The sequence below is a fragment of the Vibrio sp. genome, from assembly GCF_984391705.1.
The window spans coordinates 1-16652 of the sequence record NZ_CFHWOM010000066.1 but is presented as its reverse complement, the minus strand read 5'-3'; the positions used below and the strand labels follow the sequence as shown (position 1 = coordinate 16652).

General features: G+C 44.4%; 16 protein-coding genes. 10 read left to right on the top strand and 6 right to left on the bottom strand.

Translation table 11 applies throughout. The annotated features are described in order from the left end of the window. From AC4MRV_RS19450 to nqrM, 4 genes are all read left to right on the top strand, one after another. A partial coding sequence (locus tag AC4MRV_RS19450) for an Rnf-Nqr domain containing protein (protein WP_491188959.1) occupies positions 1 to 278 on the top strand: 278 nt, incomplete at its 5' end. Positions 279 to 311: 33 nt separating this feature from the next. Continuing rightward, on the top strand, positions 312 to 1538 hold the full coding sequence (gene nqrF / locus AC4MRV_RS19445) for an NADH:ubiquinone reductase (Na(+)-transporting) subunit F (protein ID WP_491188958.1): 1227 nt from the start codon (positions 312 to 314) through the stop codon (positions 1536 to 1538). Between the two features lie 141 nt (positions 1539 to 1679). After that, positions 1680 to 2684: an FAD:protein FMN transferase gene (locus AC4MRV_RS19440; protein ID WP_491188957.1), complete on the top strand. Its 1005-nt coding sequence runs from the start codon at positions 1680 to 1682 to the stop codon at positions 2682 to 2684. A 21-nt stretch (positions 2685 to 2705) separates the two neighbouring features. Continuing rightward, positions 2706 to 2939 carry a (Na+)-NQR maturation NqrM gene (nqrM, locus tag AC4MRV_RS19435; protein ID WP_491188956.1) on the top strand — a complete coding sequence of 78 codons (234 nt, stop codon included), beginning with the start codon at positions 2706 to 2708 and terminating at the stop codon, positions 2937 to 2939. A 61-nt stretch (positions 2940 to 3000) separates the two neighbouring features. Here nqrM and AC4MRV_RS19430 read toward each other — a convergent pair whose 3' ends face one another. Further along, on the bottom strand, positions 3001 to 4218 hold the full coding sequence (locus AC4MRV_RS19430; protein WP_491188955.1) for a GGDEF domain-containing response regulator: 1218 nt from the start codon (positions 4216 to 4218) through the stop codon (positions 3001 to 3003). Positions 4219 to 4376: 158 nt separating this feature from the next. Between AC4MRV_RS19430 and dinB the strand changes: the two genes are divergently transcribed. Then, positions 4377 to 5444: a DNA polymerase IV gene (gene dinB / locus AC4MRV_RS19425; RefSeq protein ID WP_491188954.1), complete on the top strand. Its 1068-nt coding sequence runs from the start codon at positions 4377 to 4379 to the stop codon at positions 5442 to 5444. A gap of 11 nt (positions 5445 to 5455) precedes the next feature. Here the strand turns inward: dinB and AC4MRV_RS19420 are convergent, their stop codons facing one another. Further along, complete coding sequence (locus AC4MRV_RS19420) at positions 5456 to 7384, bottom strand: RecQ family ATP-dependent DNA helicase (RefSeq protein WP_491188953.1); 1929 nt, start codon at positions 7382 to 7384, stop codon at positions 5456 to 5458. Between the two features lie 78 nt (positions 7385 to 7462). On the opposite strand from AC4MRV_RS19420, the gene AC4MRV_RS19415 reads away from it, so the two are divergent. The 4 genes from AC4MRV_RS19415 (at position 7463) to AC4MRV_RS19400 (ending at position 11867) form a co-directional block, all read left to right on the top strand. Continuing rightward, the gene (locus AC4MRV_RS19415) at positions 7463 to 7939 is read left to right on the top strand and encodes a GreA/GreB family elongation factor (protein WP_491188952.1); all 477 of its coding nucleotides are present in this window, start codon (positions 7463 to 7465) and stop codon (positions 7937 to 7939) included. 56 nt (positions 7940 to 7995) lie between these two features. After that, positions 7996 to 8739, top strand: a complete 744-nt coding sequence (locus AC4MRV_RS19410) for a YggN family protein (protein WP_491188951.1) — start codon at positions 7996 to 7998, stop codon at positions 8737 to 8739. A gap of 96 nt (positions 8740 to 8835) precedes the next feature. Next, positions 8836 to 10362: a sensor domain-containing diguanylate cyclase gene (locus AC4MRV_RS19405; RefSeq protein WP_491188950.1), complete on the top strand. Its 1527-nt coding sequence runs from the start codon at positions 8836 to 8838 to the stop codon at positions 10360 to 10362. 140 nt (positions 10363 to 10502) lie between these two features. Further along, positions 10503 to 11867 (top strand): sodium-dependent transporter, encoded by a 1365-nt coding sequence (locus AC4MRV_RS19400; protein ID WP_491188949.1) that lies wholly within the window; start codon positions 10503 to 10505, stop codon positions 11865 to 11867. Between the two features lie 69 nt (positions 11868 to 11936). Here AC4MRV_RS19400 and AC4MRV_RS19395 read toward each other — a convergent pair whose 3' ends face one another. The 4 genes from AC4MRV_RS19395 to AC4MRV_RS19380 form a co-directional block, all read right to left on the bottom strand. Further along, on the bottom strand, positions 11937 to 13031 hold the full coding sequence (locus AC4MRV_RS19395; protein ID WP_491188948.1) for a succinylglutamate desuccinylase/aspartoacylase family protein: 1095 nt from the start codon (positions 13029 to 13031) through the stop codon (positions 11937 to 11939). Next, a complete protein-coding gene (rimK, locus tag AC4MRV_RS19390; protein ID WP_005473485.1) occupies positions 12991 to 13896 on the bottom strand; it encodes a 30S ribosomal protein S6--L-glutamate ligase in 906 nt (301 codons plus the stop codon). The genes AC4MRV_RS19395 and rimK overlap by 41 nt, the downstream gene beginning before the upstream one ends. Further along, positions 13896 to 14336, bottom strand: coding sequence for an ATP-dependent zinc protease family protein (locus AC4MRV_RS19385; RefSeq protein ID WP_427014707.1), 441 nt, complete (start codon positions 14334 to 14336; stop codon positions 13896 to 13898). The genes rimK and AC4MRV_RS19385 overlap by 1 nt, the downstream gene beginning before the upstream one ends. A gap of 292 nt (positions 14337 to 14628) precedes the next feature. Beyond that, the gene (locus AC4MRV_RS19380; protein ID WP_491188947.1) at positions 14629 to 16101 is read right to left on the bottom strand and encodes an aminoacyl-histidine dipeptidase; all 1473 of its coding nucleotides are present in this window, start codon (positions 16099 to 16101) and stop codon (positions 14629 to 14631) included. A gap of 463 nt (positions 16102 to 16564) precedes the next feature. Here AC4MRV_RS19380 and vcdP point away from each other — a divergent pair, with 463 nt between their 5' ends. Next, positions 16565 to 16651 (top strand): small protein VcdP, encoded by an 87-nt coding sequence (vcdP, locus tag AC4MRV_RS19375; protein ID WP_486679393.1) that lies wholly within the window; start codon positions 16565 to 16567, stop codon positions 16649 to 16651. The last annotated feature ends 1 nt before the right edge of the window (position 16652 follow it).

The following is a 16652-nucleotide window of genomic DNA, read 5'->3' as shown; positions in this document are numbered from 1 at the left end:
ACGCGCTAGGCATCTTCCTACCGCTGATCACAGTAAACTGTGCGATCTTCGGTGGTGTGTCTTTCATGGTTACACGTGACTACAACTTTGCTGAATCTGTTGTTTACGGCTTCGGTTCTGGTGTGGGCTGGATGCTAGCTATCGTTGCGTTAGCAGGTATCCGTGAGAAGATGAAGTACTCTGACGTACCTCCAGGTCTACGTGGTCTTGGTATTACGTTCATCACAGTTGGTCTTATGGCGTTAGGCTTTATGTCTTTCTCTGGTGTTCAACTGTAAGTCGGGTAAACGGCAGCAATTAAAGGAATAGTCATGAATACTATTATTTTTGGTGTAGTGATGTTTACCCTGATTATTTTGGCGCTAGTTTTAGTGATTCTGTTCGCTAAATCTAAACTAGTACCATCAGGTGACATTACAATTTCTGTGAACGAAGACCCAAATCTGGCGATCGTTACACAACCAGGCGGTAAGCTTCTGGGTGCTCTAGCAGGTGCTGGTGTATTCGTATCTTCTGCTTGTGGTGGCGGTGGCTCTTGTGGTCAGTGTCGCGTAAAAGTTAAATCAGGCGGTGGCGATATTCTACCTACTGAGCTTGACCACATCAGTAAAGGTGAAGCTCGTGAAGGTGAACGTCTAGCGTGTCAGGTAGCAATGAAAACTGACATGGACATCGAACTTCCTGAAGAAATCTTCGGCGTTAAGAAGTGGGAATGTACTGTTATCTCTAACGATAACAAAGCAACATTCATCAAAGAGCTTAAGCTACAAATTCCAGATGGCGAATCAGTACCTTTCCGTGCTGGTGGTTACATCCAGATTGAAGCTCCTGCTCACCACGTGAAATACGCTGACTTCGACGTACCAGAAGAGTACCGTGAAGATTGGGACAAGTTTAACCTATTCCGTTACGAGTCTAAGGTTAACGAAGAAACAATCCGTGCTTACTCAATGGCTAACTACCCAGAAGAAGAAGGCATTATTATGCTAAACGTGCGTATCGCTACGCCGCCGCCTAATAATCCTGATGTACCACCAGGTATCATGTCTTCGTTCATCTGGTCTCTAAAAGAAGGCGACAAGTGTACTATTTCTGGTCCATTTGGTGAGTTCTTTGCGAAAGACACAGACAACGAGATGGTCTTCGTTGGTGGTGGTGCTGGTATGGCGCCAATGCGTTCGCACATCTTCGACCAGCTTAAGCGTCTTAATTCTACTCGTAAGATGTCTTTCTGGTACGGTGCGCGTTCTAAGCGTGAAATGTTCTACGTTGAAGACTTTGACGGCCTACAAGCTGAAAACGATAACTTCGTTTGGCACTGTGCTCTGTCTGACCCTATGCCAGAAGATAACTGGGATGGTTACACAGGCTTCATCCACAACGTACTGTACGAAAACTACCTGAAGGATCACGAAGCTCCTGAAGATTGTGAGTACTACATGTGTGGTCCACCGATGATGAACGCAGCTGTTATCGGCATGCTTAAAGATCTAGGTGTAGAGGATGAGAACATCCTACTAGATGACTTCGGTGGTTAATCTACCTAAGTGATTGAATTTATGGCTGGCTCGATTGAGTCAGCCATTTCTTTTTCGGTTTTCGAATCGATAGAGGTAAGGTTGATTGACAGGAGTCTCTTTCCCTCTATCCATTTAATAAATGACAATAGGAGTTAACAAGTGAAAAAGTGGCTTGTTGCGTTTGCTTCTCTATTGGTTTTGGCTGGTTGTGAAAAACCAGCTGAGCAAGTTCACCTAAGTGGCCCAACAATGGGGACTACTTACAATATTAAATACATAGCGCCTGAAGGATCTCCTTCTCCTGAAGCACTACAAAAAGAAGTGGACCGTTTGCTTGAAGAAGTAAACGACCAAATGTCGACCTATCGCAAAGACTCAGAACTGAGTCGTTTTAATCAGAGCCAGTCACCGGATGCGTTTGATGTTTCTCCGCAAACTGCAACTGTGGTGAAAGAAGCGATCCGTCTCAACGGTCTAACATTAGGCGCGTTGGATGTCACTGTAGGTCCATTGGTTAACCTGTGGGGGTTTGGACCTGAAGCTCGTCCAGAGGTAGTTCCAACCGATGATGAGCTTAGTGAACGTAAGGCGATGACAGGTATTCACCACTTGTCTGTGCAAGGCAACACGCTGAAAAAAGATATTCCGCACCTTTATGTTGACCTTTCAACGATTGCTAAAGGCTGGGGGGTTGATGTGGTTGCTGATTACATTCAAGCGCAAGGTATCCTAAACTACATGGTTGAAGTCGGTGGCGAAATGCGCTTAAAAGGTGTAAACCGTGAAGGTGTTGCATGGCGTATCGCGATAGAGAAGCCTTCAGTGGAAGAGCGCTCGATTCAAGAGATTATTGAACCTGGCGATATGGCTATCGCAACTTCAGGTGATTATCGTAATTATTTTGAGCGTGATGGAGTACGGTACTCGCACATTATCAATCCAGAAACGGGTAAACCAATTAGCCATAAAGTGGTCTCGGTGACCGTTTTGGATAAATCGTCTATGACCGCTGATGGCTTGGCAACTGGCCTGATGGTGCTTGGTGAACAGCAAGGAATGAAAGTCGCTGAGGAAAACAATATTCCGGTATTTATGATTGTAAAAACCGATGAAGGCTTCCAAGAACTCGCTTCTTCGGCCTATAAGCCATACATGAAAAAATAATATCTGAGTGAGCATGTCATTATGAGTACATTTTTAATTACCTTCGGTGTGTTTATGGCCGTGATTGCAGCAATGTCGATCGGTTATATCGTCCAGAAAAAAGTAGTAAAAGGCAGTTGTGGTGGTTTAGGTGCAGTAGGCATCGATAAAGTTTGTAACTGCCCTGAACCATGTGATGCACGCAAAAAGCGCGAAGCTCGAGAAGCTGCACGCCAAGAGAAATTAGCGGCATGGGAGAAAGATCGCATTGCTTAAATTCGCGGTCTCGTTATAAACAAAAAGCCCAGGTAATTTGCCTGGGCTTTTTGGTAGTCCATTAGTCGGAGGAAATAAGCTGATTGCGCCCTTTCTCTTTCGCGACGTAGAGGCGGTCGTCGGCTATCTTTATTTGCTCGTCAAGAGTACCTTCTACGGAGCATACTCCTATACTGATGGTTACTTCAATCTTACTCTCACCATGCTTTATTGGCGTTTTCTCTATTCGCTGACGCATTTTTTCAAGTCGAGTTATGAATTCATCGTCTTCTGAGCATGACTGAATGCAAAACTCTTCGCCTCCGAAGCGCACAACCACTTCATCTGGGAAATAAATCTTGAGAATATTAGCGACAGTAACCAATGCTGAGTCACCGCCATCGTGACCATAGGTATCATTCACTTTCTTAAAGTGGTCGATATCGAGCATAGCAATGCTGCGCTTCTCGCAACCTGAACATGCTTGATTAAATAGGAATCGCCGGTTCCACAAGCCAGTTAGGGCATCTTGATTTGCCATACGATAAAGGTTGTCTGTGGCCTCTTTCATATCCAGCAATTGATGGACACGGCAATAAAATTCTTCATGGTTGAACGGTTTATGTAGGAAGTCATTGGCCCCTGCTTTCAGGAATCGTGCAGTCATGGTGCTATCATCACTACCTGATAAACCCAGGATAGCGAGGCTATTTTTGTCGTATTGCTGGCGAATCTCCCGAGTCATTGTGATGCCATCTTTACTCGGCATATCATGATCAGTAATGATAAAGGTTATGTCACTATTTTCTGCTAACTTATGCAGTGCTTCGCTGCCATTTTCCGCTTGGGTTGTTTTTATGTATTGGTGCTCAAGTAATTGAGTTACATGACGTCTCACCGTTTTTGAATCATCGACGACCAAGGCGTGATGGTTAACATTGTTAATCAACCGTTTGGCTAATGGTAGAAGATAAGAAACCGAAGCCATGCTGTCTTTTGTTATATAGTCGACAACCCCTTTTGCAAGAAAATGCTCACGAGTGTGCTCGTTAAACGTTCCGGTCAGGACGATAACTTTCTGATTTTGACTTAATACTAAGTCAATCACTTCGCCATCTTGAGCGTCTGGTAAGCAGTAATCTAAAACCGCAAAATGAAAACCTTCATGCGCACTAAGTGCTTGCTGGGTTTCTTGGTATGTTTCACATCCGACTACTTCACAACCCAGAGATTCGAGTTGTTGAACAAGGTAATTACGGTAGGCCCGACTGTCTTCGACGACCAACACTTTATTGCTCAAGCTCCTACTCCTTATCAACAGAGACTTCCACTTAATAATAACTATATATTCTGATAGTTCTATAACCAGTGTGAAAAAATTGACACTCTGCCACGCTATTGGATGCTTAGAAATATAGGTTATACTGTGCATGTGTACAGCTGTTTTTGGGCGTGATAATGAGCGGCGAAAAGGTGAAAAAGATAATCCATGTAGACATGGACTGTTTTTATGCTGCGGTAGAAATGCGGGATAACCCAAGTTATCGAGGTCGGCCCCTTGCTGTCGGTGGACATGAGAAGCAGCGTGGGGTACTGAGTACATGTAACTATGAAGCGAGAAAGTTTGGTATTCGTAGCGCGATGCCGACGGCTAAAGCCTTGCAACTGTGTCCCCATCTATTGGTTGTGCCAGGCAGAATGCACGTATATAAGCAAGTATCACAGCAAATCCGAGAGATTTTCTCCCGCTATACTTCTTTGATCGAACCGCTTTCTTTGGATGAAGCGTACTTGGACGTAACGGACTCTGTTCAATGTCATGGTTCGGCGACTCTTATTGCAGAAGCCATTCGTCGCGACATCTATAACGAATTGAGTTTGACTGCGTCGGCAGGCATTGCGCCAGTCAAATTCTTGGCTAAAGTCGCATCGGATATGAATAAGCCCAACGGTCAATATGTGATTCCGCCAAGCATGGTTCAAGAAGAAGTGGATAAACTGCCACTGGAAAAAATTCCAGGCGTAGGGAAGGTGAGCTTAGAAAAACTGCATCAGGCGGGTTACTTCGTTGGCAAAGACATTAAACAAAGTGACTATCGTGAACTATTGCTTAAGTTTGGCCGATTAGGCGCATCGTTATGGAAGAAAAGTCATGGCATCGATACGCGCGAAGTTGTGGTAGAGCGAGAGCGAAAATCGGTTGGCGTGGAGCGCACATTTGCAGAAAACATTTCGAGCTATGATCAATGCTGGCACGTCATTGAAGATAAGCTTTACCCTGAACTAGAAAAACGTTTGATAAAAGCTTCTCCAGACAAGGCGATTATTAAGCAAGGAATCAAGCTCAAATTTGCTGACTTCCAACTCACCACGATTGAGCACATACATTCAGAGCTGGAACTTGACTACTTCAAACAGTTGCTGCGCGATATTCTGAAGCGACAAAATGGTCGTGAAATCCGCTTACTTGGCTTAAGTGTGATGCTAAAGCCAGAAGCTCAAACCAAGCAGCTGAGCTTCTTTTAAGTGCGGTTGTATCAACTTTCTTCTACCCACTGTTTCACTTGAGCAAAAGGTACGGATTCAAACTTACCAAAGCCTGTGAGTGAGCGAGCTTTTAACTTAGTCAACTTAGGGGTCGTGATCCCACAGAGAAATTTGGTTTTAAGTAGAGGCGATAGGTGAGTGTTAGCTTTTTCATCTAGCTGACCAAGCCAAGTGACGATCTGCTGTGGATTCTCTTCTAAAGGAAGATGCTTAGGTAACTGGGCGACATTACCTCGACAAACACTACAGTGTCCACAACGTTCTGGGGCGTTAAAGTCATTGAAATAGGCTGCAAGCTTATGACTTAAACATTGTTCAGACTGGAAAAAAGCCAGTAGGTGATGAATGCGCGTAACGTCGCTGGTTTCTTTTTCTTTGAATAAATCAGCGAGTTTCTCCGCTAGGCGTGGCATGTTAGGTGTAGGCTGAGTGCGGTACACTTCAGTGATTAACTTGCTTTCCAGCTCTATCCACCCTTTCTCATTGAAATAATCGAGCGCAGCAATGGCTCGTGAACGCTCACCTTGAAACTGCTGCCATAAGGTATCGAAGTCCACTTGACACCAGGTTCTTGCTTGCGGCGCGCAGTTGAATAGAGCTTGAATAAACTGGCGGCGTTCTGGGTTGAACTGGTCAATGATGAATTGTTTATCTGCTAAGAATTTGAAGCGATAATCAGCAAAATAGCTGTATTGTGATGTGATTAAGCCTTCCATTTCCATGTAGACCAACAGAGTTTTTAATGGGAGTTGGCGAATATTACATTCTGATGAGAGTCGGCTGAGTACAACTTCCCATTGCGAGTCCGGTTGTTGAACTTGGTTCAGTACGTATTCTATTTCACTCGCTTCGGGAGTGTCTCCATAAACGAAATTTTCGAGTGTGCTAACACCATTTTGGTTTGCGAGAAGAATACATTGTGAGGCTTTTCCATCACGTCCCGCTCGACCTATTTCTTGGGCGTAGTTTTCGATAGATTTGGGTAAATCGTAGTGAATTACGCGGCGTATATCAGACTTATCCACCCCCATACCAAAAGCAATAGTGGCAACAATACAGTCAATGTTTCCACTCATGAACTGACGTTGTATTTGCTCTCTCGCTTCATTATCCATACCAGCGTGATAGGCGTTGGCGTTAATACCGCTGTCCCTGAGCAGGGTAGCGACTTGCTCCGCTGCACTTTGGAGGGTCACATAAACAATGGTAGGGAGTGTCGGGTCTGATTGGAGAAGATCAACCAAGGTTTCTGGTTTTTCCTCATCCTTGCAAGGAGAAACGGTGATATCGAGGTTAGAGCGATAAAAGCCGGTCGTGATGACATCGTCAGGCTCAATAGAGAATTTAGTTTGCATGTCTTGGACAACTGCTTGGGTTGCAGTTGCTGTCAGCAACAGCACCTGAGGGATGTTAAGTTCTTGCTGATAGTGAGGTAATTTTAAGTAGTCAGGGCGAAAGTTATGCCCCCATTCAGAAATGCAGTGCGCCTCATCAACAACGAGCAAAGAAATAGGTACTTGTGAGATAAATTGGCGAAAACGCTCATTTTTCAGCCGCTCTACGGAAATCATCAATATTTTGATTTGTCCCTGCTTAACTCCTTCCATTACTTGTAAAGTTTCTTCTCGGCTCTGGCTTGAGTCAATGGAAGCTGCGGGGACTTGTTTACTATTGAGAAAAGCGAGTTGGTCTTTCATTAACGCTAACAGTGGCGAAACGACCAAGGTTAGATGAGGCAGCATTACCGCCGGAAGTTGATAGCAGAGAGATTTCCCAGAACCGGTGGGAAAGATCGCGGCAGAGGAGCGCCTCTGGAGTACATTTTCGATCACTTGTTGTTGGCCAGTTCGAAGAGATTCGAAGCCAAAGGTGTGCCTCAGTGCTTGCAGGATATCGAATTCTTGGTTTGAGTGACTCATAGCGCCTTTTGCCGGTATCTTTCATTTGCGATGCACACTATTCTAGGGGGATTCGTGTCAATGGAACATGGTTTTAGTATGAATAAGTTGGAACTAAAACAAATAATCCTCGATTTGCTAGAGGAAAAGTGGCAAGTCGCCAAAAGCTCAGTGGAAAGAGCAGTTGAGTCCGCCACTGACGAAGAGACTGTACCTGAACACAAGTATGACACTCTTGCTTTGGAAGCGGCCTATTTAGCGCATGGTCAGTCAATGCGCCTGCAAGAGTGCGAGCAGGAAATTCAATTAATACGTGAACTAACTCTGCCTTCACAGAATGAAAAAGTGGTACTTGGCAGCTTGGTATCTGTGGTTGATCTTGATGATATCACTAGGTACTTCTTTGTCGTTCCTTGTGCTGGCGGGTTGAAGGTTCAATGGAAGGGACATGAAGTTTTGTTAGTGACCTTTCAATCACCATTAGGCAGCGGTTTAAAAGGTAAGTCAGTTGGTGATGAGTTTGAGTATCAAGTGTCATCAACGACGTTTTGTTACCAAATAGAAACCATAAGCTGACATAATTAGTATTTGGCTTTGCTATGGTAATGCTGAATCAACATAGTGAGAAGAGCATGAAAAAGGTATTACTGACACTTCCATTACTGGTTTCGAGCCATGTATATGCGGCTCAATGTAAAGTCGATTTAAAAAACGAAATTCACCTTAGCGGTAACAAGTTAGAAATTCACCAAGCCAGTGGTGACACCGCGATTATCGATGAGCAAAATAATCTGACCATTCATGGCGATAGAATTGAGCTAGATGCTAATCAGAAGAAGGCTGTGGATGAGTATCGCGATAGTCTCAATGACTATTTACCTCGAGCTAAGCAAATCGCGCAGGATGGTTTAGCGTTGGCAAACGATATTGTCGACGATGTCGCTGAGAGCTTTGATGCACCAGAAGCTTTCGAGGGGGTAAAGCAGTCGATGAAAGAGTTTTATGCGGATATTGAAGCTCGCTACTATAAAAACGGCGATTTAATTCTTCCTGCCGATAGTTTTGCCTCGCTATCTGATACTTGGAGTGAAGATTTAGATAAGGCAATGGAGCTGTTTAATGAAGAATTTATCACTAGTGCCTTTGGTGCCATGTCTGACAAGATGAAACAAGAAGGTGGGCTCAATCTGACGGAGATGGCAAATTCAATGTCAGAGCTTAAAGAGCGTATAGCAAAGCGTATCGAAGAGCATCAGTCTGAAGTGGAGCAACAGAGTGAAGAGTTCTGTGACTCACTCGAGGAAATTGCGGAACAAGAGCAGCAACTGCATAAGAAAATTCCTCAACTTAAGGATTATCAAGTATTCACCATCTAAACTTAAAGAGCACCAACTAGGTGCTCTTTTTGTAGACAATCTATACAGGATTGTATTTAATTCCCGCTCAATCAGGATTAGCGTATTAAACATTGCGTGCAGATATCTAACTTTTCTATTAAGCAACTCACGGTCCTTGCTTCCATAATGATGGCGGTGACGTTCGTCTTTTGTTACCTCTCTTTCCGATATTTCTGGACATACGATTCAGCTGTTGAGCAAGCGATCTCTCAACAGGAGGAAGAAGTTCGTCGAGTGAAGACCTTAATTACACTGCAAAAAAATGATCTAGCGAAGAGCATTATGGATTACGCTGCTTGGGATGAAGTGGTGGATTTTATTGAGGGAAACAATGACGACCTGCTTAAAGATAGCATTAATGAACACTCATTTTCGGCATTACAAGTGAATGGTGTCTTTATCTTTGACAGCAACGTAAGCCTAGTCTGGGGAAGACTGTACGATTATATCTATAACAAAGAGCTCTCTTACGACGAAATTCGCTACAAATTCGGCGCTTTGTTGGCCGATAGTTTGCGTTCGCGCACGGATCAAATTAATCCTTTTGTGAAGTTTTTGGTCTTAAATGGCCAACCTCATCTTTTGGCAACATCTAGAGTTTGTAACAGTGATGGCGTTGACTGTGATAAGGGCTACATGATGTTGATAAAGCCTGTTGGATTAGGGTTTAGTCGCACTTTGAAGCAAGCCACTGGACTTGAGGTACAGATCAAAACAAAGCAGGACACAGAAAGTGTTCCTGTTCAACCTCAAAAGAATACTTCGGTTATAGAGAAGATCGACTACCAAAACGATTCAACGGTTTTCATTGTAGTTCACCACGCAGTAAAGATTCCCGCATTTATCACTTGGGGAGAATTGTCCGCGGTTTTTGCCTTTGCAGTCTTTATGTTTGCCTTCAACTTAAGTGTTGTGCACATCATGGTTAGGCCGATTAAGCGAGCGCGGAGTGCGTTAGACAGATTGATGAGCGGCGAGTCTTCTCAGTTGACAGAGCAAGACACTTTTATTTCTTACGAGATGCGTGATTTTGTTTATCGGATCAATGAAGTCTTTAATCAACTTGAAAGTAAGCAGCGTGAGCTCGAATGGATAGCCTTACATGATGCGTTGACTAAAGTTGGAAATCGACGCAGCCTTCAGCAGCATTGGAGTTCACTAGTTGATGGTGACCACTCGCATTATACAAGTCTACTGTTAATCGACATTGATTACTTTAAACCATTTAATGATCACTATGGTCATATTGAGGGAGATAGTGTTTTGCAGCAAGTTGCGAGTATGTTGAAACGAGCGCCAACCGAGTGCTCGAAATTTGTTGCTCGCTTTGGTGGGGAAGAGTTTTGTGTGGTCTTAAACTCTGACGCTACCATAGATAATAACAAGGAAGCTGAATGGTTAAGAGCGGCTATTGAGCAGATCGATATACGCCATGAATATTCGCCCATCTCTTCCCATTTAACAGTGTCGATTGGTGTCGCTGATTGTGGAAAACAACAACTTGATAAATTGCAGGATACGTTTTTAGTGGCTGATAAAGCTTTATATCAAGCGAAAGGTAACGGGCGTAACCAATCAGTAGTCTATCCTTATCTTATATAGCTCCGTGTATTGGTTTATTTACAGATCATTGTGGCTGTAATTTAACCTAGTAGCCTTTATTTAGTTCTGCTTGTGTTGTTTGGGGTGGTTTTTTGTATTATTGTACTAGTTAACTAGTTCATTGGTGCGAATTAAGAAGTATGGCACAGGCAGATTCCTCTCAATCTCGTGAGCATTTTGGCTCCCGTCTTGGTTTTATTCTCGCAGCAGCAGGCGCTGCCGTTGGTCTTGGCAACATATGGGGTTTTCCTACCCAAGCAGCAAGTAATGGCGGCGGCGCTTTCTTACTGGTCTATCTAGTGATGATCCTTGTGGTTGCGTTTCCGATGTTGGTGGTTGAAATGGCAATTGGTCGCCACGGCCAAGCTAATCCAGTTGATAGTATGCGCTCACTTACCAGTAACCCAGTTGGTAAGCGTGTTGGTGCTGCCGTTGGTTGGATAGGCTTAAGTGTACCGAGTGCGGTATTGGCTTTCTACAGCATCGTCGGGGGTTGGTTGATCTGCTTCTTACTTGGCGCTGTAACTGACGTGTTAGGTATGGAGGCGGCAACTGCTTGGTTTAAAGGCTTCAGTGTTGAACGTAACCTTTTTGGTACGATTACTTTTTACGTTCTCACTATCTTAATTGTTCAAGGTGGCGTTAAAGAAGGGATTGAGAAGTGGTCGACACGCTTGATGCCGGCTCTGTTCATTTTATTTGGTCTGCTGTTTATCTACATTATGACGCAAAATGGCGCGATGGAAGGTTTAAAGCATTACTTGATCCCAGACTTTGAGAAGGTGATGGACCGTAAGTTGATTCTAGCTGCAATGGGGCAAGGGTTCTTCTCGCTCACTATTGGTGGCTGTTCAATGCTGATTTACGGCTCTTACCTGAGTAAGAAAGAGAACCTGCCAAAGATGGCGATGAATGTGACGCTGGTGGATACCGCAGTCGCCTTTATTGCCGGGCTGGTCGTGATGCCTGCTATGTTTGTCGCAATGCAAAAAGGCGTACAGATTTATGCTGAAGATGGGTCACTGCTAAGCTCTGATACTTTGGTATTTACCGTACTGCCGCTGATGTTTGATAGTTTAGGCTTGCTTGGTCAGCTATTTGCCATTGTGTTCTTCTTACTACTGACCATTGCTGCGTTGACTTCGTCGATTTCAATGTTGGAGTGTCCTGTTGCTCTGGTAAGCGAACGTTTCAACACCAAACGTACACCAACCAGTTGGGTACTTGGCGGTCTGATTGCTCTGTTTAGTGTGGTTATCGTCTATAACTTTGGCGAGCTGTTTGGGTTGGTGGCGATGGTTGCAACTCAGTACCTGCAACCAGCAGCGGCACTGTTGTTCTGCTTATTTGGTGGATGGATATGGAATCGTCATTCAAAGATTAAAGAGCTAGAGCAGGGCTGTCCTGAGTTCACTCAAGGCTGGTTTGGTAAGTTATGGCCTGCCTACGTGAAGTTTGTTTGTCCGATTCTAGTCGCGACGGTTATCTGGGCTTCATTTGGCTAACAGGAAAGCGACAGACAATAAAAAGCCCGCATAGTGATATGCGGGCTTTTTTGTTTTAAGAGCTTTAGTTTACTGAGCAGGAGCGTTGATTTGACCCGTTGTTAAAGGATCTACGTCAAGATCAGTAACCTCTTCAATGAACTCTTCAACCACTTGTTCCACTTCTTCATCATCTTGCTCAAAGTAAGCTAAGTGAAAGATTGCATCGCCTTCGTTGACCAAAGGTAGTGTCTGTTGACCGATAACAATACCGCCTTTACGAGCGGTGAGTTCAATCTCACTGTGGCCAAGTGGGGCGCTGATGTAAGCCAGAACCTGGCCTTTTTCAACTTTCTCACCCAGTGTCACAACCGTACGTAAGATGCCATCACTTTCAGCACGTAGCCAGCTAGTGGACTTGGCGATCACTGGTGTTGGCAGCTTTTTACGGCTTGAGCGCAGCATGCCAATCGCCTGCATCACACGTTGTACACCGATGAAACCTGCACTGATACAAATCGGCTCAAAGCGTAATGCTTCACCCGCTTCGTAAGTCAGAACCGGAATGCCCAGGCGTTCAGCCTCGCTACGCAGAGAACCATCACGTAGTGGAGCATCGACTATCACTGGCGTAGCGAACGCCTGAGCAATACGAAGTGTTTCTGGGTTACTTAAATCTGCACGAATTTGTGGCAGGTTAGTGCGGTGAATCGCACCCGTGTGTAAGTCCAGAATGTAATCACAGCGCTTAGCAACCTGAGAGAAGAAAGTATTGGCCATACGTGATGCCAATGAACCTTTCTCACTTCCTGGGAAGCAGCGGTTTAGATCGCGTCGATCCGGTAGGTAACGCGATTTATGAATAAAGCCAAATACGTTGACGATTGGCACAGCAACCACGGTACCTTTGAGCTTGCTAGCATCAATGGTGTTGATCAACTGGCGTACAATTTCAACGCCGTTAAGCTCATCACCATGGATCGCAGCATTGACCATTAGTACTGGTCCTGCTTGTTTACCATTGATGATCTCAACAGGGATCGATAAAGGCGAATGGGTATAAAGCTTCGCAGCTTCTAACTCAACAACCTTACGCTCTCCCGGCGAGATAGACTCGCCGAGAAATTCAAATGCGCTATTCTTCTTAGCCTTTGCCACGAGTTTTAGTCCTTTTGCTTGCCGCATTCTTCTCAATAAATTCGACAATCATTCCAGCAATGTCTTTACCAGTTGCGGCCTCAATACCTTCAAGACCTGGAGATGAGTTTACTTCCATGACTAATGGACCACGGTCTGATCTTAGTAGATCCACCCCAGCCACATTTAGACCCATTATCTTCGCAGCCGCTACCGCAGTACGGCGCTCTTCTGGAGTGATCTTGATTAAAGATGCACTACCACCACGGTGCAGGTTTGAGCGGAATTCGCCTTCAGCACCTTGGCGTTTCATCGCAGCAATCACTTTGTCACCAATTACGAAACAGCGAATATCCGCGCCGCCCGCTTCTTTGATGTACTCTTGCACCATGATGTTTGCTTTTAAGCCCATGAATGCTTCAACTACGCTTTCTGCTGCTTTACGAGTTTCAGCCAGGACTACACCGATACCTTGAGTACCTTCTAGTAGCTTAATAACGACTGGCGCACCGCCAACCATTTCAAGCAGGTCTTTTACGTCATCAGGTTTGCTTGCAAAGCCAGTGATAGGCATGCCGATACCTTTACGTGACAGTAGCTGCATAGAGCGAAGCTTGTCGCGTGAGCGAGTGATTGCCACTGACTCATTAACTGGATATACGCCCATCATTTCGAATTGACGTAGTACCGCTGTGCCGTAGAAAGTCACAGACGCACCGATTCGAGGAACAATCGCATCAAAGCCAGACAGCTCTTCACCTTTGAAGTGGATCTCTGGTTTCTCTGAGTTGATATTCATGTAACAACGTAGCGCATCGATCACTTTAACTTCGTGACCACGGCTTTCCGCCGCTTCAATTAGACGCTTGGTTGAGTACAGGTTCGCGTTGCGAGACAGAATACCAATTTTCATTATTTGCTTTCCTCGAAAGGGACTAAAAACGATTCAACAGGGTCGACAATGATGCGATCGTGCATTGCAGTGCGACCTAATAACATGCGAAAAGCCATGTTTTCGCGATTAGTTAAAGTAATTTCGATTGGCCAACATTTTCCGCCAATGCTCAGTTCTGACTCGATAACGTAACGTGATTCTTCGTGACCACCCGAGTCGCGTACGATGCGCTCATCAATTACTTTAGCTTCACATACTGTTTCGAAATCCGTGTCATGTTGTTTTGGGTGAATCCAGAAGCGGACCCACAGAGCTTCGTCCTTTTTAAAGCTCTCTACTTTGAACGCGTGTAAGCAAGACGTCCTAGCTCCGGTATCAATTTTTGCGTTAATTTCATTAATACCTAAACCTGGCAGGCTAAGAGTTTCTCGCCAACCGACTAATAGTTTTTCTTTCATCGCAGTAACATAATTTTAGAGAGTATTTAAGACGCTCGAGTGAAGTGAGCATCCCCAACATAACACGGTCGAATTGTGCCGAGTCTTGTGCTTGAAGAGGGTAAGAATGTACCCAAAGGCGCTTCAAGGAGGGCGACTGTAGCAACCAAGGATGGGTGTGACTAACGAAAAAATAATACCGTTACGACAAAAATTATTTATCGATAGAAAAAGAGTGGCAATAAAAAAGCCAGCTAATCTGAGCTGGCTTTTGGGATAAGTTTTTCTAATGGAATGTTGCTATTTTAGCAAATTATGCCTTTTCAGGAATTGCTTCAAGAAGTGCAACCATTTGATCCCAGAATAGAGCAACGGTATCAATTTTCACTTTTTCATCTGGCGAGTGAGGGAATTTGATGGTTGGGCCAAAAGAAACCATATCCATGTTCGGGTAAGGTTCTTTAAATAGACCACATTCAAGACCTGCGTGGATTACCATGATGTTTGGTTTGTGACCGTAGATGCCTTCATACATATCACGGAAGATCGCCATGATTTCAGAATCAGCGTCTGGTTTCCAACCAGGGTAAGCGCCAGAAAATTCAATTTGTGCACCTGCCAGTTCAGCCACAGAAGCCAGCGTGCCTTCTACTTGTTGACGACCAGAGTCGATTAGTGAGCGAACGAGACATAGAACTTGAATCTGGTTCTCTTCTGTTGTGATAACACCCACGTTAAGAGAAGTTTCTACCACGCCTTCGATTTCGTCGCTCATGCGGATCACGCCATTTGGACATGCGTTTAGCGCAGCAATAAAGCGTTGTTGGTCCGCAACGACTAAAACTTGTGCATCTGTTTCGATTGCTTCATTGAAAGAAACAATGTCCGTTTCCACTTTACCTAGTTCAGCTTTTAGTAGGTTAGTGTAGAAGTCAAATAGCTCTGCAAGTTTCGCTTCGTTTTCCGCGGGAACCGCTACCGTTACGAATGCTTCGCGAGGAATTGCATTACGTAGGCTACCACCGCGGAATTCCACTAGACGAAGATCAAGCTCTTGTGCGTGACCTGCAAGGAAACGAGCAACGAGTTTGTTGGCGTTACCACGACCGGTGTGAATATCACAGCCAGAGTGACCGCCTTTTAGGCCTTTAAGCACTAGTTGGCGAGTAACGTAACCCTCTGGGATTGCTTCACGTTTGATATCGAACGTCATTTCACCGTCGATGCCGCCAGCACAGCCCATGTACACTTCGCCTTCTTGCTCAGAGTCAGTGTTTAAAAGGATCTCACCTTCTAACCAACCCGCTTCAAGACCAAACGCACCTGTCATGCCTGCTTCTTCATCAACAGTAAGCAGAACTTCGATTGGGCCGTGCTTAATTTCAGTTGATGCAAGCACTGCTAGACAAGAAGCCATACCCATACCGTTGTCTGCACCTAATGTTGTGCCTTTCGCGGTTACCCACTCACCATCAATATATGGTTGGATTGGATCTTTAGTGAAGTCATGATCCGTGTCTTCATTCTTTTGCGGCACCATATCGATGTGCGCTTGCAAAACGACGCCTTTCTTGTTTTCCATACCCGGTGTCGCCGGCTTTTTAATGAACACGTTGCCCGTTGGATCACGACGAACATCTAGGCCTTGCTCACTAGCCCAGTTCACAATGTATTGTGCTAGCGCTTCTTCGTGCTTAGAAGGATGAGGGATAGAACAGATCTTATCGAAAAACTGCCATAGTGGAGCAGGTGATAAGTTGCTGATTTCAGAATGGAATTCAGACACGGATGACTCCTTAAAAAGAATAATGCCAGATTTTGTCGTAAGACACTTTTGTATAGACAGAATAAAAAGCTGAATCTGACCTATTAAATAGAGGGCACAGCATAGCACTCTGCGACTCTAGGTAGTAGAGAAAGCAAGTAAGAAAACAGTAAGGCAATCACAGATTGGTGATTTCTTCTTTTTTGTTTACGCAAACGAATTCTTATCCCTTGTAACTAAAAATCCATCACAAGCTGACATTTTTGTAATTAACTTACAGTTTTAATTTGATCTTAATCAGTTTTCTAAATTTATGTGATATTTGTCACTTTAATTGTTGTAATTAATTTTCTTTGAGGTATATTAGTAACCAACTTCGAAAGCGAAGAGAAAATGCTCAAAGGATGAGTCCGATTTGTCGCCTCCAAGGAACCGAGAAATCAATATGTTTATTTTGTTTTAATTGATTTAGAAGGTGATATTTATGAAAGGTTTACCAAGTGCAGCGTTCTGGCTAAACAGCTCTGTTTACACAGGCAGCTTTACTTACCCAACAAGCTTCGGTTACTAAC